The sequence below is a fragment of the Subtercola boreus genome, from assembly GCF_006716115.1.
Lineage (GTDB): Bacteria > Actinomycetota > Actinomycetes > Actinomycetales > Microbacteriaceae > Subtercola > Subtercola boreus.
Genome location: NZ_VFOO01000002.1, coordinates 143,854 through 165,207, shown reverse-complemented (window position 1 = coordinate 165,207; position 21,354 = coordinate 143,854). Strand labels below are relative to the sequence as shown.

The 21,354-nt window shown below is 64.2% G+C and carries 24 protein-coding genes; 12 read left to right on the top strand and 12 right to left on the bottom strand.

From position 1 onward, the window contains the following. The coding region (locus FB464_RS19650) for a VIT1/CCC1 transporter family protein (protein WP_142206786.1) at positions 1-476 on the top strand (476 nt) is incomplete at its 5' end. Positions 477-795: 319 nt separating this feature from the next. On the opposite strand, the gene lgt is transcribed toward FB464_RS19650, so the two are convergent. The 8 genes from lgt to FB464_RS19610 all read right to left on the bottom strand — a co-directional run bounded on the left by lgt (position 796) and on the right by FB464_RS19610 (position 6,432). Further along, positions 796-1,722, bottom strand: coding sequence for a prolipoprotein diacylglyceryl transferase (gene lgt / locus FB464_RS19645; RefSeq protein WP_246093230.1), 927 nt, complete (start codon positions 1,720-1,722; stop codon positions 796-798). A gap of 5 nt (positions 1,723-1,727) precedes the next feature. Further along, on the bottom strand, positions 1,728-2,177 hold the full coding sequence (locus tag FB464_RS19640) for a hypothetical protein (RefSeq protein ID WP_142206785.1): 450 nt from the start codon (positions 2,175-2,177) through the stop codon (positions 1,728-1,730). 8 nt (positions 2,178-2,185) lie between these two features. After that, positions 2,186-2,644 carry a MarR family winged helix-turn-helix transcriptional regulator gene (locus FB464_RS19635; protein ID WP_116416882.1) on the bottom strand — a complete coding sequence of 153 codons (459 nt, stop codon included), beginning with the start codon at positions 2,642-2,644 and terminating at the stop codon, positions 2,186-2,188. A 264-nt stretch (positions 2,645-2,908) separates the two neighbouring features. Beyond that, a complete protein-coding gene (gene crcB / locus FB464_RS19630) occupies positions 2,909-3,286 on the bottom strand; it encodes a fluoride efflux transporter CrcB (RefSeq protein ID WP_116416881.1) in 378 nt (125 codons plus the stop codon). After that, positions 3,283-3,786, bottom strand: a complete 504-nt coding sequence (locus FB464_RS19625) for a fluoride efflux transporter FluC (RefSeq protein ID WP_116416880.1) — start codon at positions 3,784-3,786, stop codon at positions 3,283-3,285. The genes crcB and FB464_RS19625 overlap by 4 nt, the downstream gene beginning before the upstream one ends. Further along, complete coding sequence (gene eno / locus FB464_RS19620) at positions 3,783-5,123, bottom strand: phosphopyruvate hydratase (RefSeq protein ID WP_116416879.1); 1,341 nt, start codon at positions 5,121-5,123, stop codon at positions 3,783-3,785. The genes FB464_RS19625 and eno overlap by 4 nt, the downstream gene beginning before the upstream one ends. Further along, positions 5,123-5,902, bottom strand: coding sequence for a 2,3-bisphosphoglycerate-dependent phosphoglycerate mutase (locus FB464_RS19615; protein ID WP_246093229.1), 780 nt, complete (start codon positions 5,900-5,902; stop codon positions 5,123-5,125). The genes eno and FB464_RS19615 overlap by 1 nt, the downstream gene beginning before the upstream one ends. Beyond that, positions 5,884-6,432, bottom strand: a complete 549-nt coding sequence (locus FB464_RS19610; RefSeq protein ID WP_116416878.1) for a universal stress protein — start codon at positions 6,430-6,432, stop codon at positions 5,884-5,886. The genes FB464_RS19615 and FB464_RS19610 overlap by 19 nt, the downstream gene beginning before the upstream one ends. A 298-nt stretch (positions 6,433-6,730) precedes the next feature. Here FB464_RS19610 and FB464_RS19605 point away from each other — a divergent pair, with 298 nt between their 5' ends. Continuing rightward, on the top strand, positions 6,731-7,918 hold the full coding sequence (locus tag FB464_RS19605; RefSeq protein WP_116416877.1) for a permease: 1,188 nt from the start codon (positions 6,731-6,733) through the stop codon (positions 7,916-7,918). Here the strand turns inward: FB464_RS19605 and FB464_RS19600 are convergent. Together FB464_RS19600 and FB464_RS19595 are read right to left on the bottom strand one after the other, a co-directional pair. Continuing rightward, entirely contained in the window at positions 7,907-8,521 is a 615-nt protein-coding gene (locus FB464_RS19600; protein WP_116416876.1) for a uracil-DNA glycosylase, read from the bottom strand. The two genes, FB464_RS19605 and FB464_RS19600, sit on opposite strands and share 12 nt — an antisense overlap. Further along, positions 8,511-9,431: a LysR family transcriptional regulator gene (locus FB464_RS19595; protein WP_246093228.1), complete on the bottom strand. Its 921-nt coding sequence runs from the start codon at positions 9,429-9,431 to the stop codon at positions 8,511-8,513. Before FB464_RS19595 ends, FB464_RS19600 begins: the two co-directional genes overlap by 11 nt. Before the next feature lie 86 nt (positions 9,432-9,517). On the opposite strand from FB464_RS19595, the gene FB464_RS19590 reads away from it, so the two are divergent. From FB464_RS19590 to FB464_RS19565, 7 genes are all read left to right on the top strand, one after another. Then, on the top strand, positions 9,518-10,666 hold the full coding sequence (locus FB464_RS19590) for a TDT family transporter (protein ID WP_116416874.1): 1,149 nt from the start codon (positions 9,518-9,520) through the stop codon (positions 10,664-10,666). Positions 10,667-10,709: 43 nt separating this feature from the next. Continuing rightward, the gene (locus FB464_RS19585) at positions 10,710-11,216 is read left to right on the top strand and encodes a COG4315 family predicted lipoprotein (protein WP_116416873.1); all 507 of its coding nucleotides are present in this window, start codon (positions 10,710-10,712) and stop codon (positions 11,214-11,216) included. 129 nt (positions 11,217-11,345) lie between these two features. Next, entirely contained in the window at positions 11,346-12,410 is a 1,065-nt protein-coding gene (locus FB464_RS19580) for a sodium:calcium antiporter (protein WP_116416872.1), read from the top strand. A 42-nt stretch (positions 12,411-12,452) separates the two neighbouring features. After that, entirely contained in the window at positions 12,453-14,096 is a 1,644-nt protein-coding gene (locus tag FB464_RS19575; protein WP_116416871.1) for an FAD-dependent oxidoreductase, read from the top strand. Further along, positions 14,093-14,266 (top strand): rhodanese-like domain-containing protein, encoded by a 174-nt coding sequence (locus FB464_RS19960; RefSeq protein WP_170152058.1) that lies wholly within the window; start codon positions 14,093-14,095, stop codon positions 14,264-14,266. Before FB464_RS19575 ends, FB464_RS19960 begins: the two co-directional genes overlap by 4 nt. A gap of 37 nt (positions 14,267-14,303) precedes the next feature. Next, positions 14,304-14,594: a metal-sensitive transcriptional regulator gene (locus FB464_RS19570; protein WP_116416870.1), complete on the top strand. Its 291-nt coding sequence runs from the start codon at positions 14,304-14,306 to the stop codon at positions 14,592-14,594. A gap of 251 nt (positions 14,595-14,845) precedes the next feature. Next, positions 14,846-15,430 (top strand): recombinase family protein, encoded by a 585-nt coding sequence (locus FB464_RS19565; RefSeq protein ID WP_116416869.1) that lies wholly within the window; start codon positions 14,846-14,848, stop codon positions 15,428-15,430. A 122-nt stretch (positions 15,431-15,552) separates the two neighbouring features. On the opposite strand, the gene FB464_RS19560 is transcribed toward FB464_RS19565, so the two are convergent. Beyond that, positions 15,553-15,963, bottom strand: coding sequence for a heavy metal-responsive transcriptional regulator (locus FB464_RS19560; RefSeq protein ID WP_116416868.1), 411 nt, complete (start codon positions 15,961-15,963; stop codon positions 15,553-15,555). A gap of 54 nt (positions 15,964-16,017) precedes the next feature. On the opposite strand from FB464_RS19560, the gene FB464_RS19555 reads away from it, so the two are divergent. The 3 genes from FB464_RS19555 (at position 16,018) to FB464_RS19545 (ending at position 20,297) form a co-directional block, all read left to right on the top strand. Beyond that, on the top strand, positions 16,018-16,317 hold the full coding sequence (locus tag FB464_RS19555) for a thioredoxin family protein (protein WP_116416940.1): 300 nt from the start codon (positions 16,018-16,020) through the stop codon (positions 16,315-16,317). Further along, positions 16,314-17,666 (top strand): dihydrolipoyl dehydrogenase family protein, encoded by a 1,353-nt coding sequence (locus FB464_RS19550; protein WP_116416867.1) that lies wholly within the window; start codon positions 16,314-16,316, stop codon positions 17,664-17,666. Before FB464_RS19555 ends, FB464_RS19550 begins: the two co-directional genes overlap by 4 nt. 522 nt (positions 17,667-18,188) lie before the next feature. Then, positions 18,189-20,297 (top strand): heavy metal translocating P-type ATPase, encoded by a 2,109-nt coding sequence (locus FB464_RS19545; RefSeq protein ID WP_425472449.1) that lies wholly within the window; start codon positions 18,189-18,191, stop codon positions 20,295-20,297. Between the two features lie 44 nt (positions 20,298-20,341). Here FB464_RS19545 and FB464_RS19540 read toward each other — a convergent pair whose 3' ends face one another. Beyond that, a complete protein-coding gene (locus FB464_RS19540) occupies positions 20,342-21,217 on the bottom strand; it encodes an amidase domain-containing protein (RefSeq protein ID WP_170152056.1) in 876 nt (291 codons plus the stop codon). Positions 21,218-21,354 lie beyond the last annotated feature (137 nt).

Below are 21,354 nucleotides of genomic sequence, written 5' to 3'. Positions count from 1 at the left end.
ACAGCCAGCGCGCCCTCATAGAGAAGGAACGCACCGAGCTAAAGACCGATCCGGCCGGTGAACTCACCGAGCTCGCCGGACTCTACCGTGAGCGCGGACTCAGCGCAGAGACCGCGCTGCAGGTCGCGACAGAACTCACCGACAATGACGCCCTGCGCGCGCACCTCTCCATGGAACTGAATATCGACGAAGACGACGTCGTCAGCCCCTGGCACGCCGCAGGCGCCTCCGCGCTCGCCTTCCTCATCGGCGGCATCCTGCCACTCCTCGCGATCCTTCTTCCACCCGAAACGGTAAGGGTCCCCATTACGTTCACCGTCGTCCTCATCGCCCTCGCGATCACCGGCATCATCGGCGCGAGACTCGGCGGCAGCCCCGTGGCACGCGCAACCATCCGGGTGGTCATCGGCGGCGCCCTCGCCCTCGCCGCGACCTTTATCGTCGGCACCCTCCTTGGAACAAGCGGAATAGTCTAAGAACTTTTTACGGCTCGGCAACCGCTTCAACTACCGCGGCTGACAACACATCAAACGGTTACGCGGGTGTTCCAGAAAACTAAAGGTTTTGAGACGTCTCAGGTTGAATCTTTCAAGGTGACGGATCGCTCTGAGGGCCTCAAATTCCAGCCCCTTGACCCTCAACATAGTTGTGTCGCTTTGGGTTTATGAGACATGCAAGGCTTGGTCAAGCAGCCGCGATGACAAGACTCAGGATGTTGCAAGGTCCGCGGCGCTGCCGATTCGGTCGGATTCGGTCGACGGCGAGCCTCGATGTGCGTGCGATGATCTGCGCTTCCTAGTTGCCGTGGGAATGGCGTATTTCAGCGACCCGGTCGACGTGGTCTGCTTCGCCATCCGGGCCCGGTGCAGGTGGCATGTGTTTCGAGTTTCTGCCTGGGATATGAGGGCTCCCGGGGTTCGGTGAGTGGCGCTTGGTCTGGATGGTGAACAGCACAACACCGGCGACGGCCAAGAGGAGGGCGGCGATGACGTTGGCTTTCAGGCCGGCGAAGACGAATTCGGTCGGGTCGAGGCGAAGGGATTCGAAGAACGCTCGTCCGATTCCGTACCAGATGAAGTACAGCGCCACGGTTCGGCCGGAGTGCAGCCGGAGGCGGCGTTCGAGGGAGATGATCAGGAACGCGCCGGCGATGTTCCAGATCATTTCGTAGAGGAAGAGCGGGTGAAACAGGGTGCCGGGTGGCAGGCCGGGCGGGAATGCGGCGTTCGTAGCCTCGATCTGCAGGCCCCAGGGCAGCGTCGTTGGCCCGCCGTAGAGTTCGTGGTTGAAGTAGTTGCCGAACCGACCGAACGCCTGGGCGAGGAGAAGACCCGGGATGAGGGCGTCGGTGAACGCCCAGAACCGGAGGCCCCTCCTTCGACAAGCGATGAATGCGCCGATGCTCCCCGCGATGATGGCGCCGAAGATCGCAAGCCCGCCTTCCCAGACGAACAGCACCTTCCAGAGGTCGGCGCCGGGGAAGAAGTAGTCGTTCGGGTGTGTGACGACGTGATAGAGCCGCCCTCCGATGATTCCGAATGGGACAGTCCAGAGGGCTACATCCAGCACGATGCCCTTCTCGGCTCCTTGGCGGCTGAGGCGGCGTTGGGTGAGCGCGACAGCGATGAGAATGCCGGTGAGGATGCAGAGTGCGTAGAAGTGGATCGTGAACGGTCCGATATCAAAAGAGCTGATCGGGGGGCTGGGAATGCTTTCGTGCATGGTGCTCATTTCAGTTGGGCAAGGTCGTCTCGCACCGTATCGATGGCGTGTTGGATCGTCTGCCCGCGGCTTTGGGTGATCAGGGTGCCTGTCCGGCTGCTGAGAAGCTCGGCCAGGTGATTCTGGAGGTCGTCAAGATCCGTCTGGGCTGACCCGTAGGCTCCGTCAGCTGCTTCGCGCGCGATCCCAGCGACGGCGGTCTGCAGCTGTTCGGTGGTGCTCGGGCTGAGATCTGGCGGATTGGGCACCACGCTCTCGAGCAGGGACTGCAGGTCATCCTGAAGCGGCCGCACCATCGGGGGCACAGTCGCTGCCGGAGCGGGGGCAGGCTCTGACACGTCCGACACGACGACGACCGTGAATGCCAGAGCGGCACCTACAAGCAGAGCCAGCACGCCGGCACGAAGTAACAACCACCGCGACGCCACGGCACGAGAGTCGGGGGCAGTACTCATCACACTCATCACAGCCCGATCGTCAGAAGGTCGTGGAGTGGACTCTCCCCTGCTGCGTTTGTGAAGGTGTCGAATGCGGCGGTCAATGCGACCTGCTCCTCTTCGCTGAGTGCTGAGAGGATCCTGGCCAGTTCGGTGCGACGCGACGCGGTGACGTGGTCGACAAGCGCCTGTCCCTTCGTTGTGATCGTGATGACGATCTCCCGACGGCTATCGGGGCTCGGTGTGCGATTCAGCCACCCCGCCGACACCATGCGCTGAACACTGCGGCTGAACGTGGACTGCACCGCACCCATCCGCGCGGCCAGGTCACCGATCCGGATCTGATCGGCACCTGAAACGACGATCAGAACCCGGAACTGCGGCAGCGTGACCTCCATCAATGCCTCGGTCATCGACCGGGCCACAACGCCCAGAAGCGCTCTCGATGCCAACAAAGTCGCGTCGACCAGCTCGATTTCACCCATCCATCCCCCACCATCGTGTGACAATTCACAGACATATGCAGTGATGCATATGAACTGAGTGTACTCAGTGGCAGCGATCGTGGCTCCCGAGATCAGCTGTCAGTACCGGTCTGGGTCGTGGGCTGAAGGGTGAGGGGTGAGGGGTGAGGGGTGAGGGGTGAGGGGTGAGGGGAAGTGTCGTTCCGCGGGCCCTTCCCCTCGTGCCCACCGCGGAGGACGTGGAACCTCTGGGGTGGGCGGTCTATGGGAATGGATGCGGTCAGGTCACAACGCCCCACCGATCGCGAGGCCGGCCAACGCTGCCAGGACGGCGAGCACGAGCATCCCGAACCCGTTCATCAGTGCAGCAACCCAGCGGCGTTCCTGCAGCAGACGAACGGTCTCGAAACTTGCTGTGCTGAACGTCGTGAACCCGCCCATCAGCCCGGTTCCGATAACCAGGTGCCATGACTCCGCGACCACATGGCTGAGGGCCGCACCAGTGATGAGTCCGAGGATGAATGAGCCAGCGACGTTGATGATCGTGGTGCCGAGTGGGTACGCGATCTTCATGCGGGAACGCACGACGCCGTCTGTGAAGAGTCGGAGTGCGGCCCCGACCCCGCCCGCCGCGGAGAGTGCGAGAAAAACCAGGGGTGTCACCCCGCCACCTCCAGCGCAGACGTGCGGTCGCGCCGTCTCCTGACCGCCGTGGCTAGTGCTATGCCGCAGAAAGTCGCTGCAGCGCCCAGCAGCACTGTCATGACGGCGTAGACAATCGCCGCACTGGTGCGGCCGTGGGCGAGCAGGATGCCCGTGTCGGTGGCAAGCGTGCTGTACGTCGTGAACCCCCCGAGCACACCGGTGCCGACCAGCAGACGCACGATGCGGCGGCGTCCGTGGTCAGGCCCGGCACTCACGAGGGTTTCCAGCAGTACGCCGAGTGCGAGGGCCCCGACGATATTGATCGCGATGATCGCGACGGTGATGTCGTCGATCTGGGGTGCGCCGAGTGCGAGCAACTCCCGGATCGCGGTGCCGACCGTACCGCCCACCGCGACCAGGGCGAGGTAGGCGGGCCGGATGTGGACCGGCCGAGGCGCCGCGCCTCTGGCCTGGTCGGTTTCGATGTCGCTGTCGACCGGGAGCTGATCGTCGCTCATGCGAGTCCGTACGGGATGGTGGGGTTCTGTGCCTCGATCTGAGTGAGTCGGTTGTATTTCGCGACGCGTTCTCCTCGTGCGGGTGCACCTGACTTGATCTGGCCGGCCCCGGTACCGACGGCGAGATCGGCGATGAAGGTGTCTTCGGTTTCGCCGGAACGGTGCGACACCATGCAGGCCATTCCGTTGCTGCGGGCGGCCGCAATGGCGTCGAGGGTCTGGCTCACGGTTCCGATCTGGTTCGGTTTGATGAGAGCCGCCGTCGAGTAGTGCTCGTGCGCTCCGTCGAGGATGCGGGCGGCGTCGGTGACGTAGAGGTCGTCTCCGACGAGCTGGATCCGGTCGGCGAGGCGTTCGGAGAGTGCGATCCACCCTTCGTGGTCGTCTTCGGCGAAGCCGTCCTCGATGCTCCGGATCGGGTACGAGTCGACGAGGTTCTCGTAGTAGTCGACGAGCTCGTCGCGGGCCAGTTCCCGGCCCGCGAGACGGTAGCGGCCGCCGCCGAGGGAGAAGCCGTTGGCGGCCGGATCCATCGCGATCGCGATACTGTCGACCCCGGGCGTGTAGCCGGCATCGGTGATCGCGGCCACCAGCAGATCAAGCGCTTCCTCGGCGGAGTCGATCGGTGGCGCGAATCCTCCCTCGTCACCGAGGCCCGCGGCGGCATACTTTTCACGGATGAGCCGGGCGAGGGCGTGGTAGATCTCCGCTCCCGTCTGTACTGCCTCGGCTTCGGTGGCCGCCTGCACGGGTGCGATCATGAATTCCTGGAAGTCGAGGGCGTTTGCTGCATGGGCGCCGCCGTTCAGCACGTTGAAATGCGGCACCGGCATCCGCTCTGCCGAACCCGTCACGAGCGACAACCAGCGGTGAAGCGGCAGCTCTGCCCGGTGCGCGAACGCCCGGGTTGCTGCGATCGAGACCGCGACCACGGCGTTCGCGCCGAGGCGGGCGAGGTTCGGGGTGCCGTCGAGGTCGCGGAGTGCCCGGTCGAGGTCACTGATCGTGTTGTACGAATGGTGCGTCAGGAGCGGGCCGATCTCGGTTCGCACGGCGGTGACCGCGCCCTGCACGCCCAGGCCGCCGTATGCGGAGCCGCCGTCGCGGAGTTCGACGGCCTCGAACGCTCCCGTCGAGGCTCCCGCGGGTGCTGATGCGACCGCCTCGAAACCGTCATCGAGACGAAGCGACACCCGAACAGTCGGGTTGCCGCGCGAGTCGAGAATCTGCTCGGCGGTGACCGTACTGATGGTGAGCGCGTGTCCTGTCGGGTGGCTGACGTATTCGCCTGCGTCGTAGGTGATGGTGCGGTTGTGGTGTCCGGTGTAGTCGTTCATCAGGTTCCTCCTTCGTGTGCCAGCAGCTCGGCGGCGGCGTGGGCGCTTTCTGTGTTCAGGTATGTGCCGGTGCGGGTGCGCACCCGGAGTGTTTCGTCGAACGAATACACGAGCGGATACCCGGTGGGAATGTTCAGCCGTTCGAGTTCGGTGTCGTCAAGGGGTTCGAGCACTCCGCAGAGCGCACGCAGCGAGTTGCCGTGAGCGACGACCAGCACGCAGCCGCCCGCACGCAGCAGAGGAACCAGGTGCTGGGCGAAGAAGGCCCGCACCCTGACCTGCACATCGGTAAGGGACTCCGTGCGGGTCAGCGCCTCGGCGGGCAGTCGCCCGAACAAAGGGCTGCCTGCCAGCGTTTCGTATTGGGCGTCTGTCATCGGTGGCGGGGCTCCGGAAACTGATCGACGCCATCGCAGAAACTGTGCGTCACCGTATTCGGCGCGAACTTCGGCCTTCGACAAGCCGGTCAGGGAGCCGTAGTTGCGTTCGTCGAGGCGCCAGTCGCGAAGCACACGGGCCGGCCAGAGGCGCAGATCATCGACGACCGTCTGAGCCGTGATCGTCGCACGCCTCAGTTCCGAAGCGAACACGGTGTTTGGCTCGATGTGCGCGGCGGAAAGCTGCGCGGCAGCACGGTGCGCTTCGGCGACGCCTGTCTGCGAGAGGCCGACGTCGAGCAGCCCGGTGAAGAGGCCTTCGGCGTTGGCGGTGCTCTGGCCGTGCCTCAGCAGCACCAGGCGGGATGCGCCGGCGTCGCCGGTCATGAGGTCGCCGCCCACGGGAGGGCCTCGTCTGATGCGACCGGTGCCACCGGGATGACAATCACCGGCCGGTGCTGGCGGTGGGCCAGATGCGCGGCAACGGAGCCGTTGAAGAACTCACCGACAGTGGACCGCATGGTGGCGCGGCGGGTTCCGACTACGATCGCCGTCGCGTCCCGCTGCTCCGCGAGCTGCGCGAGAGCATCTGCCGGGTCACCGGCCGACAGCAGGGTCGACCATTGGATACCCACCGAGACCGATGATGCAAGGTGCTCGCGCAGGTCAGCGGGGAACATGCCCGGATCGTCGTCTGCGAGGTCGGGATCGATCGGCGCCGATACAACCTCACCCGTGCCGTTCCGGCCCACGACATACCGGCCGGTATCGACGTACACGAACACCAACTGGGCGCCGAACCGTTCCGCGAAGACGACCGCCTGCGAGACCACGTCGTCAGGCACGCCTGGGAATACGCCGACGACGATGACCGGCGTGCCGCCTACCGCCGAGGGTTCGGGCGGTGACCATGCGGTGGCTGGCTGTGACACGGTGGGCTCCTATCTCGTGGCGCACCGAAGTGCTGAGATAGGGACTGTTGTCGACCTGGGTCGAGGTTGGTTACGGTGAGCCCCACCGCCGTCGCACCGAGGTGCCCTCTCAAGATGCCACAGATGACTTAGTAGCGCAACGGCTGAGACGTCGGCCTTGTGATCGTTTCCACCCGACGGCTGGTGGTTTCCACCCTCGCGTGCATACCCTAGGCGGGTATCAAATGGAGGATGTGCAAATGAGCTTTCGAAGTGCAGAAATCACCACGATGCAGAAGCTACTCGCGGGGTTCTGAGCATGTTCGCCTTTCAGGCCATTGGCGACGCTCTCGCCACCGCCGGGTCGATGGCCTGGCAGATTCTCTGGCCCCTGATTCTGGGCTTCGCGCTCTCCGGCGTCATTCAGGCGCTGATCCGGCGCGAGCAGATCACCCGGCTGATGAACACCGACTCGCCGCGATCCTTGGCCATCGCCAGTGGCCTGGGTGCGGCGTCCTCATCCTGCTCGTATGCCGCCGTCGCGCTGGCGCGGGCTCTCTTTCGGAAGGGCGCCAGCTTTTCTGCTGCAATGGCGTTCGAGATCGCGTCGACCAACTTGGTGGTCGAGCTGGGCCTGATTCTCGCCTTCGTGATGGGTTGGCAGTTCACTCTCGCCGAGTTCGTCGGCGGCCCCATCATGATCATCCTGGTGGCCCTCGGGTTCCGGCTCTGGATGCGTGGCAAGATCACCGACAAAGCCCGCGAGCAGGCAGAGAAAGGCCTCGCCGGCGGGATGGAGGGCCACGCCGGCATGGACATGTCGGTGCAGCGGGGCGGCACCTTCTGGCAGCGACTGTTCTCCGGGCCCGGCATCACCTCGGTGTCGCAGTACTTCGTCATGGACTGGGCCGCGGTACTCAAAGACATCGTCATCGGCCTGCTCATCGCAGGCGCGTTCGCTGCCTGGGTGCCGAAAGCCTGGCTGCAGGCCGTGTTCTTCGTCAACGACCCGACCGTGGCGTTCGTCCTCGGGCCGATCGTCGGCCCGCTGCTCGCGATGATCAGCTTCGTCTGCTCGGTCGGGAACGTGCCGCTGGCCGCAGTGCTGTGGAATGGCGGCATCAGTTTCGGCGGCGTGATCAGCTTCATCTTCGCCGACCTCATCATCATTCCGATCATCCTGATCTACCGGAAGTACTACGGCACGACGGCCGCCCTCCGCATCACCGCGATCTTCTACGGCGCCATGGTGCTCGCCGGGTACGCCGTCGAGCTGATCTTCACCCCGCTCAGCCTTGTTCCGACGAACCGCAACCTCACCATCGTCGACGACGGCATCAGCTGGAACTACACCACCTGGCTCAATATCATCTTCATCCTTCTGGGCGCCGTGCTGGTGATCGTGTTCTACCGAAGCGGCAGCGGGCCCATGCTGAAGATGATGGGCGGCAGCCCCGACGCCGGACACGACCACGACCACAGCGACCACCATCAGTCAGGGCAGTGATCTGCGGAGGGCGTTGACCGCGCGCACGTGGTTCTCGCCGCGTCTGTGCCCGTTCGCGGGTGATGGGTGCGGCGCTGCGAGCACGGGCACGATGACGGGATGATCGTGCAGGGTGTAGTAGCGCATCACCGCGGTCAGCGCTGTCGCCCCGAACGTCACGATCGACGACAGGCCGGGCATCAGCTCAATCACGGCAGCCAGAGCGGGCTGTGCCTCGTCGAGGTCATCGGCGTTCGGTGGGCGGCGTACGCCGGCTGCGTCGAACAGCGGCCAGGGAACCACGTTCCACCGGAGATAGTCTCGACGCGTCATGCCTGCCTCGATGCGGGCCGCCGCGAACGAACGCGACGTCGCGTTCTCGTTGTCCTCCGAGCTGAAGGCCGAGGCACCAGCGCTCACTGTCAGATTCGCCGGGCTCTCGAAAAGCACCAGCACTCGCGCATCCACTCCCCCACTGTCAGGGTCGGCCCACGGCACGACCCGGGGGCTGCCGCCGGTTGTACGCAGCTGTCGAACGAGACCGTTCAGGGCTGCCACATGGCGTTCTTCGAGTCGAGCGAGCTTCGACGGCATCCCCGCGACCCCTGTGGTCTCAGCGTGCATGCGTCAGGGCAATCGAGAGCAGTCGTTCAGCATTCTCCGGCAGCCCGGCTGGGTTCCGCGCCCACACGGCCGTGAGCGGACGTTTCAGTGAGAGCCCCGCAACACGAATTCGAACGAGGCGGCCGAGCGTCACGTCGTCGCGAATCGCAAGCGAACTCAGAACGGCGGGCGCCGGACCCGAAGCGACGGTCGACCGGATCGCCGTCGTCGTGGGTAAGACTGAAGCGGGAGCATCCGGAACCAGCGGTGGCTCGAGCGCGCCGAGCGCGAGTTCGAGCGTGCGTCTGGTGCCCGAACCTTCTTCGCGAACTACCAGAGCGGTCGAGGCGAGCTCGGCTGCGCTGATCGCGCGTCGACGCCGGGCCCACGGGTGGTTCACCGCGACGACGATGACGAGCTCGTCGAACCCGATGACCCGCGACTCGAGGTCGGACGGCACATCAGGGGTCTCGACGAACCCGATGTCGCGGGCACCCGCGCGAACCTGCTCGATGACCGCACGGCTGTTCGCCACAGCGAGGTCGACGGCAGCCGGATGCCCGCTGCCCGTCTGGAACGCAACCAGCCATTGCGGCATGAGGTGTTCGGCGACCGTCAGACTCGCGCCGACACGCAGCTGCGCGTGACTCTCGTCGCGGAGCGCGCTGACCGCGACCTCGAACCGGTCGGCAACATCCAGCACGTCCTTTGCCCACCCGGCCACCAGCAGGCCCGTCGCGGTCAACTGGGAGCCACGGGCCGACCGGGTCACGAGCGCTGACCCGGTGCGGATTTCGAGGGTGCGGATGCGCGACGAGACCGCCTGTTGAGTCACCCCGAGCGCCGCACTGGCCGACGTGAGACTGCCGAACTCGGCAACGGCCGCGAGCGTCTGCAGACTTTTCAGATCAGGTGGTTCAAAGTTACTCACGATCATCCCATCTCCACAAACTCTGCTTGTGACTCCACAACCGTATCGCTCTTCTGCGGCCGTGCCGTGAGGAGAAGGATTGAAGCATGTCAACCGTCCAGGCCCTCCGACCCGCCGCCCCGTCACGGGTGTTTTTGCGCGAGCTCGAACACCCGATGCACATGTTCAAGAACATCACTCCGAACTGGTACGCATCGGTCATGGGCACAGGCATCGTCGCCAACGCCGCAGCCACCCTCCCCCTGCAGTTCCCCGGCCTTCGCGCTGCGGCGACCGTGGTGTGGGTCATTGCCAGCGTGCTGCTCATCGCGCTCACCGCAGCAACGGTCATCCACTGGGTCACGAACCGTGAGACAGCCCGCACCCACCACCTGAACCCCGTGATGGCGCACTTCTACGGCGCACCCGCGATGGCCCTCCTTACCGTCGGGGCCGGCACGATCCTGCTCGGCAAAGACGTTCTCGGCGAACAGACCGCCGTCACCATCGACGCCGTACTCTGGACACTCGGCACGATCATGGGCCTGGCAACCGCCGTCGCGGTGCCGTACCTGACCTTCACGACGTTCACCGTCTCGGCCGACAGCGCGTTCGGCGGCTGGCTGATGCCCATCGTGCCACCCATGGTCTCCGCATCCACCGGCGCCCTGCTCATCCCGTACCTGCCCGAGGGCCAGGCGCGCCTCACGATGCTGCTGGCCTGCTACGGGATGTTCGGCCTCAGCCTCGTCGCGTCGCTCATCGTCATTACCCTCATCTGGTCGAGGCTCACCACCCACAAGATCGGGGCGGCAGCGATGGCGCCCACGCTCTGGATCGTGCTGGGCCCCCTCGGCCAGTCTGTCACCGCCGTGAACCTGCTCGGCGGCAACGCGCACCTCGCCACCACCGCACCCCTCGCCGATGCCCTGCAGGCCTTCGGCGTGATCTATGGCGTACCCGTACTCGGGTTCGCTGCCCTCTGGGCGGCACTCGCCCTCGCGATCACCGTGCGAACCGCGCGCGAACACCTCCCGTTCTCGCTGACCTGGTGGTCCTTCACCTTCCCCGTCGGCACCTGTGTCACCGGCCTGACCGGGGTCGCCCTGCACACCGGATCGGTCGCGTTCCAGGTCGCGGCGGTACTGGCCTTCGCCGCCCTCCTCGGCGCGTGGGCAGTCGTCGCCCTCCGCACTTTCCACGGCAGCGCCCTCACCGGCACGCTCTTCATCCCACCAACAGCAAAAACCTCCTGAAGCACCCCGCACCTCACCTCACCACACCTGAAGAGACTTCCCCATGAAATCGAAGATCGTCCTCACACTCGCGGCAGCCACATTCGCCACTCTCGCACTGGCAGGTTGCTCGGCCAGCAACACCTCCGCCGCCTCGGGCTCCGCACCATCGAGCATCCCCACCTCATCTGCGCCGACAGTGGCAGAGTCGGACGCCGCGACCGCGACAAGCAGCCTCGGCACGGTCATCGTCAACGGCAAAGGACTCACCGCCTACGCTTTCGACACCGACGTACCCAACTCCGGAACCAGCAGCTGCACCGACGTGTGCGCAACCACCTGGCCCGCCATCACCACCACCTCCAACACCCCCACCGTTACCGGAATTACCGGCACCATCAGCACCATCACCGGCGTGAACGGAGCGAAACAGATCACCGTCAACGGCATGCCGATCTACACCTTCTCGAAAGACGCAACCCCCGGCGACGTCAAAGGCCAAGGCGTCAAAGGCACCTGGCACGCCCTCACACCCACCGGAGAGAAAGTAACCACGCCTGCCGCGGGATGACATTCAGCCTTGCGTCAGATCTTCTGCAATCAAGCTCACTTGGCGGCCGACCTTACGGAAGGCTCAGCACAGATTGATGGCTTCTGACAGGGCGTTGCGGCAAACCCACGGGAAGGATTGGCTGGGCTGATGGACTCTCTTCCGTTGTGGCTACTCGCGGTAATCTTTCTCGGTGCGGCCGCGGTGGTGTGGATCGCTGGCATCCAGCTGTCGAAGACCACCGATGTTCTCGATGACAGACTGCACCTCGGAAGCGCGCTCGGCGGGCTGATCGTGCTCGCCGTCGCGACGAACCTCCCCGAGATCGCGATCACGGTCAGTGCCGCCCTGTCCGGCAACCTCGACGTCGCGGTCGGCAACATCCTCGGCGGAATCGCCCTGCAGACCGTCGTTCTGGTCGTTCTCGACGCGGCTGGAAAACGAGGAAAGGGCGTCAACCCTCTGACCTACCGTGCGGCGTCACTGGTGCTCGTCCTTGAAGCCGTGACCGTCGTTGCGGTGCTGTCTGTCGTCATGGCCGGCAGCCAGCTCCCCTCCGGCCTGATCTTCGCGCGCCTCACCCCCGACGTGATCCTGATCGCTGCTCTCTGGATCGTGGGCCTGTTCCTGGTGCGCCGCGCCGGCAAACACCTGCCCTGGCACGAAGACGGACTCGCTCCCGGAGCCACCCCGCACCAGGCCGGTCATCGCCGCCACAAACCACAACCCCCGCACAGCGACCGGCCGACGTGGAAGATCGTTCTCATCTTCACCGTGTCTGCGGTGGCCACCCTAGTGGCCGGTGTTCTCCTGGAACGCGCAGGCGACGCCGCAGCGAACCAGATAGGCCTGTCCGGTGTGCTGTTCGGCGCTACCGTCCTGGCATTGGCGACCTCCCTGCCCGAGATCTCCACCGGCCTGCAAGCCATCAAGCAGGGCGACGACAACCTCGCCATCAGCGACATCTTCGGCGGGAACGCCTTCCTCCCCGTCTTGTTCCTTGTCGCCACCGTCATCTCAGGCAAGGCCGTGCTCCCCGAAGCCAACGCGTCAGACATCTACCTCACCGCACTCGCAGCACTCCTCACCCTGGTGTACATCGTCGGCATCGTCTTCCGATCAACGAAACGGGTCGCCGGGATGGGCATCGACTCCCTCATCGTGCTCATCCTCTACATCGTCGGCATCGCGGGGCTCTTCGCCATCGCAAACTGACACCGAATACCCCCAGGGGTATACTTCCGTTGGGAGGCCAGAATGAAAACGGTCATCATTGGTGGAGTAGCTGGCGGCATGGCCGCGGCCACGAGATTGAGGCGGCTAGACGAAACAGCCGAAATCGTCGTCTTCGAGGCAGGCAGATATGTTTCGTTCTCCAACTGTGGGCTGCCGTACTTCATCGGTGGGGTCATCGAGGATCGCGGCAAGCTTCTCTCACACAGCCCGGAGTCGTTCCGTACCCGGTTCCAGATCGACGTGAACCTCGAACACGAGGTCGTCAGCATCGATCCGGCAGCAAAAGAGGTGACAGTCAGGAACTCTGCCGGCGACAGCGTCCACGCCTACGACCAGCTGATCATCGCGACGGGAGCCCTGGCGAACAATCCGGATGTTCTGCAATCGGATCGCACGTCCTCGCTACGCACCATCGACGACATGGACCGTATTCATGCCACCCTCAACGAACCCAGCACACGCTCAGTCGTCGTCATCGGTGGCGGATACATCGGTCTGGAAGCAGCCGAGAACATCCGTCGACGAAGTTTCACGACAACGCTCGTACAGCGCGGGCCCCGAATCTTTCCGGCATTGGATCCCGAAATGGTGGCGGCCCTGCATGACGAGCTCATCGCACACGGGGTGACAGTGATCACCGGCCGACAGGTGCGCACTGTCGAAAGCGCCACCGTCACTCTCGACGACGGCACAGAACTCGAGGCGGATCTGATCATCGACGCTACAGGCGTCGCTCCCGCCAGTGCTGTTGCGGAGAACGCTGGACTCCGGATCGGCGACAGTGGCGGCATCTGGGTCGACGCGCAGCACCGCACCAGTGACCCGTTCATTTTTGCGGTGGGTGACGCGGCGGAGAAGACCGACGCGATCACCGGCCTACCCACCCTGGTGGCGCTGGCGGGGCTCGCGAACAGGCACGGCCGCGCGACCGCAGATGTCATCGCTGGCACCACTGAAGACGCGGTGCCGGCCCTCGGCACATCGATCATCGGTGTGTTCGGCATCACGGCTGCAGCGACGGGATGGAACGAAACACGTCTTCGCGAGGGGAACCGCCCGCACCGGATCATCCACATCCACCCGCCGTCACACGCCAGCTACTACCCCGGGGCATCCCCGCTAGCGATGAAGCTCCTCATCGACCCCTCCACAGACCTCATCCTCGGCGCCCAGGTCGTCGGGCGAGACGGGGTCGACAAACGCATCGACGTCCTCTCCGTCGCGATCAGCGCAGGAATCACCGCATCAGCACTGAAGAACCTCGAGCTGGCATATGCGCCTCAGTACGGCTCCGCCAAAGACCCCATCAACCTCGCCGGGTACGTTGCCGAGAACACTGCCCCTGGCCAGATGCGAACGGTTCAGTGGCATGAACTCGACGCCCTCTCACGAACCGGCTCGACCATCCTCGACGTGCGAACAACCGAAGAGTTCGACAAAAGCCACATTCCAGGTGCGATCAACATCCCACTGGACGAGATCCGTGACCGGGCAGACGAGATCCCCGACGGTGACGTCATCGTGCACTGCCAAGTGGGTCAGCGCGGCAACACGGCCACCCGCATCCTCGCCCAGACCGGGCACACCGTCGCAAACCTCGACGGCGGATACCTCACCTGGCACGCCGGCATCAGCCAGACCAGCAATTCGAAAGAGCAATCATGAAGCACACCACCGTCACAGAACTTGCCCGCACGGCAGACGCAACCGTCATCGACGTGCGGGAGCCCGACGAACCCACCGAAATGCTCACCCGGCACGGCATCGACGCGATCAACGTCGAGGGTGGCACCAGCGCCTGGATCGCAGCCGGCCTGCCCACTGAGCATTTCTGAGACGGCCCGCAGAAGCCCCACCGCACCGAGGACAGAAATGACCATCACAGGCCCCGAGACCGACACAACCGAAGACCGTAGGGCGCAGCAGCGCAAAATCGTCAATCGGCTCCGCCGCGCAAACGGACAACTGAATGCGGTAATCGCAGCGATCGAATCCGGGGCCGAATGCCAAGACGTCATCATCCAGCTCGCCGCAGTCTCCAAAGCACTGGACCGCGCGGGATTCACGATCGTATCGTCCGCGATGCGCGACTGCATCACCGATCCCGACAGCCAACCAATGACGCCCGACAAGCTCGAGAAACTCTTCCTCACCCTCGCCTGATCATGAGGACCCTGCCAGATCGTTCCCGTCCGCCGTCGCGGTATAACAGTCACCTTCATTGGCCCGCGAACGAGGCCCCTGGAAACACGATGCGCCTCGAAAAGGTAAAGGTTTCTGAGGCACCCCACTCCCCCACGAAATGGTCTGCTGGATCCGCGAGATTCCGCGGTTGCCGGTTGTCTCGAAAACTCATCTCGTAGTCACATGTGTCTCACGCCGGTTTTTAGGAGTTGCTGAGGCATGATGGCCACATGAGACTACTCGGATACACGCGGGTCAGCACCGCCGCGCAGGATGCACAACTGCAGGTCGACGCACTCGTAAAGATCGGGGTGCAGCAGCGGGACATATTCTCCGACGTCACCTCCGGAACAAAGGTCGCCGCGAGCAGACCTGCGATGAGTCGGCTCCTCGAGCACGCCGTCGACGGAGATACCCTCGTGGTCTGGCGGATCGACCGGCTCGGCCGGTCACTGATTGACGTACTGAACACCGTGAAGTCGCTGCAACAAGCCGGAATCAACGTGCGGTCCGTGTCAGACGGCATTGACCCCTCGACGAAGACTGGTCGGATGATGCTCGGCATGCTCGCCACCCTGGCCGAATACGAACGCGAACTGATCGTCGAACGCGTCAACGCCGGCATTGCCGTCGCTCAAGCAGCCGGCACCAAGTTCGGACGACCCACGAGTGACCCGCGAATCATCGCGGAAAAGCTCGAGATCGTTCGCGCCGCTCGAAAGGCCGGAAAAACAGCGGCCGACGCAGCACAGCTCGTTGGATGGTCGCGCGCGACCTTATATAGGTACGAGCTAGCCGCAGGCGTCTCCGAATAGACCGGGACGGCCTCAAAGCCGTAACGCGAAGGTCGCCTGCGTTACAAAGCTTCGGACACTACCCGCGACACACGGTCAACGCCTTCGCGCACCGCTGCCCTGATCGGCTCGTGAACGGTCGTTCATGGACGCGTATGCGGTTTTACGATGATCTGGCACACGCTGCTGGCGGTGCAGTCGGCGGGGTCGAGTTGGCGGCTCGCGTCGAGGGCGTTTTCCAGTTCGGTCTCCAGAAGGGCAAGCTCCCGTTGCCGAGTACGGACGTCTTCGAGCTTGCCAGTAAGTAGGGCGGTGACGTGCTCGCAAGGCACCTCGCCCGCCTGCCGGAGGGCGAGGACGCTGCCGATGTCGGTGAGCGTCAAGCCGGCGGTCTGGGATGCTCGAATGAACCGCAACCGCGTAGCGGCCGCGGCGTTGTACTGCCGGTACCCGTTTGTCTCCCGATCGGGCGAGGGTAGGAGTCCCTGGCGTTCGTAGAACCGGATCGTTTGCGCGCTGACTCCGGTGGCATGGGCAAGGTTTCCGATTCGCATGACCTCATTCCATCACTTGACCTTGCAGTGGGGTGCAGGGTTTACAGTCGGGTCGTGGAGATAACCTTGCAATACTTTGATGGATGCCCGAACTGGACGGTTGCTGCAGCACGTCTCGCGGACCTCGCCCAGGATCGGCCCGGCTTGACCGTGAGACCGTTTCTGGTGGAGACGGTGGAGCAGGCCAGGGCGATTGGTTTCCGAGGGTCGCCGAGCATGTTGGTGAACGGCGCTGACCTTTTCCCCGATCCGGATGCGCTAGTCGGGCTTGCCTGCCGTATATATGTCACACCCGAAGGGCTCGCTGGCGCACCAACGGTGGAGCAACTGCGCTCCGCCCTGGCTGCAGCGTGAGCGCGGAGTTCGACCTGTTCGTCGTTGGTGCCGGGATGGCCGGTACGACGGCCGCGAACAAGTGTGCCGCCGAGGGCTGGCGTGTCGGGATCGTGGACGCCCTTCCCTATGGAGGCACGTGTGCGCTGCGGGGTTGCGATCCGAAGAAGATCCTCCGGCGCGGAGCGGAAGTCATCGACGCGGCCGATCTGATGCGCAGTAAGGGCATCAGCGAGGGCAGGATCTCGATCGACTGGTCGGCTCTGATGGCCCATAAACGAGGGTTCACCGATAGCGTGCCTGAAGGGATAGAGGACGAGCTCGTCGGAAACGGGGTTGTGAGCTTTCACGGCAGCGCCCGCTTCACCGGTCCGAACCGGATTGACGTCGACGAGATGCAGGTCAACGCGAAACGGTTCCTTATTGCCTCCGGTGCACGCCCGCGCTCGTTGGCGTTCCCCGGTCACGAGCACCTGATCGACAGCAGCGATTTCCTCAACCTCAACCGGCTCCCGGAGCGAATCGTGTTCGTTGGCGGCGGGTTCATCTCGTTCGAGTTCGCGCACATCGCCGCCCGCGCCGGAACCAACTGCACAATCATCGATCACGGCGACCGGCCCTTGAAGGAATTTGACCCGGACCTTGTTGATTTGCTCGTGGAACGCACCAAGAAAACGGGCATTTTTGTGCAGCTTGCCACCACGATCCATAGCGTCACTCCCACGGCGGCGGGTCTCGACATCACGCTCGAGCGAGATGGGCAGACCTTCGTGATCGGCGCCGACCTCGTGGTGCACGGCGCAGGCCGGATCCCGAATCTCGACGGCCTGGACCTGAACGCCGCAAACATCGCCTCTACCCCGCGCGGAGTCACCGTCACCGGACACCTGCAGAGCACCACCAACCCCGCCGTCTACGCAGCCGGCGACTGCGCCGACACACCAGGCAGACCCCTCACTCCGGTCGCCGTGTTCGAAGGGAAGGTCGCAGCCTCCAATATGCTCAAGGCCACCACCACGACCCCCGACTACACGGCCGTGCCCACCACCGTGTTCACCATCCCCGAACTCAACCGCGTCGGTGTCCTCGAACAAGACGCGAGAGACAGCGGCGCAGACATCACGGTCCGTCACCTCGACACCAGCGGCTGGTACTCGAACTACCGCGTCGGTGAGACGACTGCAGCTACGAAGATCATCATCGATATGAACACCGACACGATCCTCGGCGCGCACCTCCTCGGGCCCGATTACTCCGAACTGATCAACATCCTCGGTCTAGCCATCAAACTTGGACTCACCACCCGGCAGCTCAAGTCGATGACCGCCACCTACCCCTCTATAGCCTCCGACCTTGGCTCCATGCTCTAGCCGTCCCACACCGCACCCGAGCGGAATGAACCTGTGAGGAGGATGATCGGTAAATGCCTACCACTGATCGGCGAGCTGACTGGCTCGCACCAGCGTTTGACCACACGACTCACACCCGCCCCATTAGCAAAGCGGCCGGTACGGCCATTTCTCATGACTGTTGACACCCGCGTCGTGTGCTCCTGCTGCGGCAAACTCCGCAACAGGCGTCACGTCCACGAACTCGACAGAGGTGCATCGTACGTATGCCGCCGCTGCGGCCTCTGGATAGCCTTGCGCCTACACAACGACCGCCCACGCTAGCCCCCATCTCACGCAAGAAGCTGCTGCCAGAACAGCGCGACCCAGTATGGCGATGAGAAGCCACGCCCATTTTGACAACCTCCGAAGAGAAGCTCTTTGACGGCCGCCTAGGAGCCCAGCCTTGTCTCGACATATACCCCTAGGGGGTATATGGTTCGGTACATGAGTCGAATCGAGCACAGCCACCACCTGACCCCTGAAGCGCCTAATGCTGCCGCCATGGCACATGGCGAGAAGACCGGTCACAGCGGGATGGATCACGCAGCTCACGGGGGCCATGCCGGTCACGGCGATCATGTTGCCCAATTCCGGAGGTTGTTCTGGATCATGCTGGTCATCGCTGTCCCGGTCACATTTTTCAGCAGCATGTTCGCGATGATCCTGGGGTACGCGTTACCGGAAACCCCCGTCACCGAGTGGATTTCTCCGGCGCTTGGAACGGTGATGTATGTGTGGGGTGGGCGGCCGTTCCTGACGGGTGCTGCCACGGAGCTCCGCGCACGGAAGCCAGGAATGATGCTCCTCATCGCACTGGCAATCACAGTCGCCTTCCTCGCATCGTTGGGCGCAAGTTTGGGCCTGCTGGATCACCAACTGGATTTCTGGTGGGAGCTAGCGCTTCTGATCGTGATCATGCTGCTCGGACATTGGATCGAGATGCGCTCCCTCGCGCAGACATCGACCGCGCTGGAATCGCTGGCCGCTCTGCTCCCGGACGAAGCGGAACGTGTCGAGGGTGAGAGCACCGTAAAGGTTCCGCCGTCTGAGCTGGTGGTGGGAGATCTTGTTGTGGTGCGGCCTGGCGGCCGGGTGCCGGCAGATGGGGATATTACGGAAGGTACCGCTGACGTTGACGAGTCGATGATCACGGGTGAGTCCCGGGCAGTGACCAGAAGTGTGGGCTCTCATGTGGTGGCCGGTACTGTCGCGACCGATAACGCTCTCCGGGTGCGGGTGACAGCTGTTGGGGATGACACGGCGTTGGCGGGCATTCAACGCCTTGTCAGTGAGGCCCAGAACTCCACGTCCCGGGCGCAGCGGCTCGCGGACACTGCGGCCGGGTGGTTGTTCTGGTTCGCGCTCGGGTCGGCAGCTCTCACCGCGATCGTTTGGACAGCCCTCGGTGCACCCGATGACGCTGTGATCCGGACGGTCACCGTTCTCGTGATCGCGTGCCCGCACGCGTTGGGTCTGGCAATACCTCTTGTCGTGTCGATCGCAACGGAGCGTGCGGCGAAGGGCGGCGTGCTGATCAAGGACCGCCTCGCTCTTGAGAGCATGCGAACGGTGAACACAGTCCTGTTCGATAAGACCGGAACCCTGACCAAGGGCGAACCGATCGTTTCGACGGTCGCGGTCGTTGACGGGGTCACGGTGGAGGATGTGCTTGGCTGGGCGGCCGCGGTCGAGGCGGATAGCGAGCACCCGCTTGCACAGGCCATCATCACCGCCGCAAAAACCCGTGAACTCCCGACCCATCACGCGACCGAGTTTCAGGCCTCGACCGCGGTCGGCGTCTCAGGAACCGTGGATGGCAGCACCATCAGTGTCGGCGGGCCGAGCATGCTCACCACCCACCACGCTTCACCATTGGCGGAGACGACGGCGTGGGAGAACGACGGTCAGATCATCCTGCACGTACTCCGAGACGGCGCCGTTGTGGGTGCGTTAGGGCTCGCGGACGAGATCCGGCTCGAGTCCCGGCAGGCCGTCGACGCCCTCCACGCACTGGGGATTCAGGTCGTGATGATCACCGGTGATGCCGAAGCCGTCGCGCAGTCTGTCGCCGCGTCGCTCGGGATCGACCGGGTCTTCGCCGGCGTGCACCCGGAGGACAAGGCCCAGAAGGTCGTGCAGCTGCAGGCGGAAGGCCGGAAGGTCGCGATGGTCGGTGATGGCGTGAACGACGCACCCGCCTTGGCGCAGGCCGACGTCGGCATCGCGATCGGTGCCGGCACCGATGTTGCGATCGCATCCGCTGGCGTCATCCTCGCAAGCGACGATCCACGTTCGGTGCTTTCAGTGATCGAGTTGTCGAAAAAGAGCTACCGGAAGATGAAGCAGAACCTGGGGTGGGCCGCCGGCTACAACCTACTCTCCGTGCCCCTCGCCGCCGGCGTTCTCGCGCCCGTCGGGTTCATTCTTCCGATGGCGGTCGGCGCGCTGTTGATGAGCGTGTCGACGGTGGTCGTTGCGCTGAACGCGCAGCTGCTTCGCCGCCTTGACCTCCGACCAGAAGTCAGCGTCGTCTCGCCCGCCGCCGAGCACGATACGGCAGCAATAGGCGGGAGCACCGCAGAGAACGCGTCGGTCACCCTAAGCCGTTGACCCGGCCCCCGGACGCGCCTGGCGAAGGCGGGCCCGGGTTTGGGTTAGGCGATGCTGAGGAAGTGGGCAGTGCCGCCTGGGTGCTCGACAGTGATCCGGTCGTCGAAGTCCCGATATTGGGCGTCGACAGTGTGCCCGGCGAGCTTGATCGCGTTGACACCGTTGGCCTGCGGAATGACAGCTGAGACGATCATGGTGTGGTCAACACCGTTGTCGTTCTCCTGGTCCCAGTCGAACATGACGATGTCACCGATCTTCACTTGGTTACGGGCCTCGAACGGGAGGCGTGTGACTTCGGGTCGGGATTGGAGGTATTCGTCCATTTCGTTGCCGCGTACCCAGCTGAGGCTGAAGTCTCCGGTGGTCGCGTAGTCGCTGAACCAGTCCTCGTTCTGTTCCCAGCCGCGGGCGAGGAGGGTCTGGTTGGCGTAGTTACCGCAGTCGTTGTCCGGCAGCTGGCCCCATTCGGCGAGGTTGTAGTTCTGCCAGTAGGTGAACGCGTACGCCATCTGCTTATCGACCGGTGTGATGACCTGGTACTCGAACACCCTGCCGGCATCAATGGGTTCGCCACTGGTCTGGGTGAGAACGACGGGCACGGCGCCAGGCTGATACTCCGCCGCGTTGGGGGTGGTGAAGGTGACGGTGTCCTGGGTGGCGGTCAGCGCTACAACCGGGCTCCCGCCGACGGTCACGCCGGTGGTGTTGTGCAGGTTAGATCCGGTGACCGTGACGATCGTGCCGCCGATCAGCGGCCCGGACGTCCCTTCCACGTTGGCGACGGTCGCCGTGCCAGGCGGCGCATCATTTTCGACACGTGTGGAATTGGTGGTGGTGCCGGTGCCGGTGCATCCGGCGAGGGCCAGAGCGCCGGTGCCGGCCAGGCCGAGCAGAAATGTTCGTCGGGTTGGGAAAGACAAAGAGGGGTTCCTTACATTCGGGGTAAGAGCGAGAGTCACGGTTCACCGCGCCAGCCAAGGACGGAAGAAGGCATCGTCGCGGCCGGGTTGGGAAGCGTGAGCGTGTGACGGGGATGGTCGCCCGGGTAGGGGCAGAC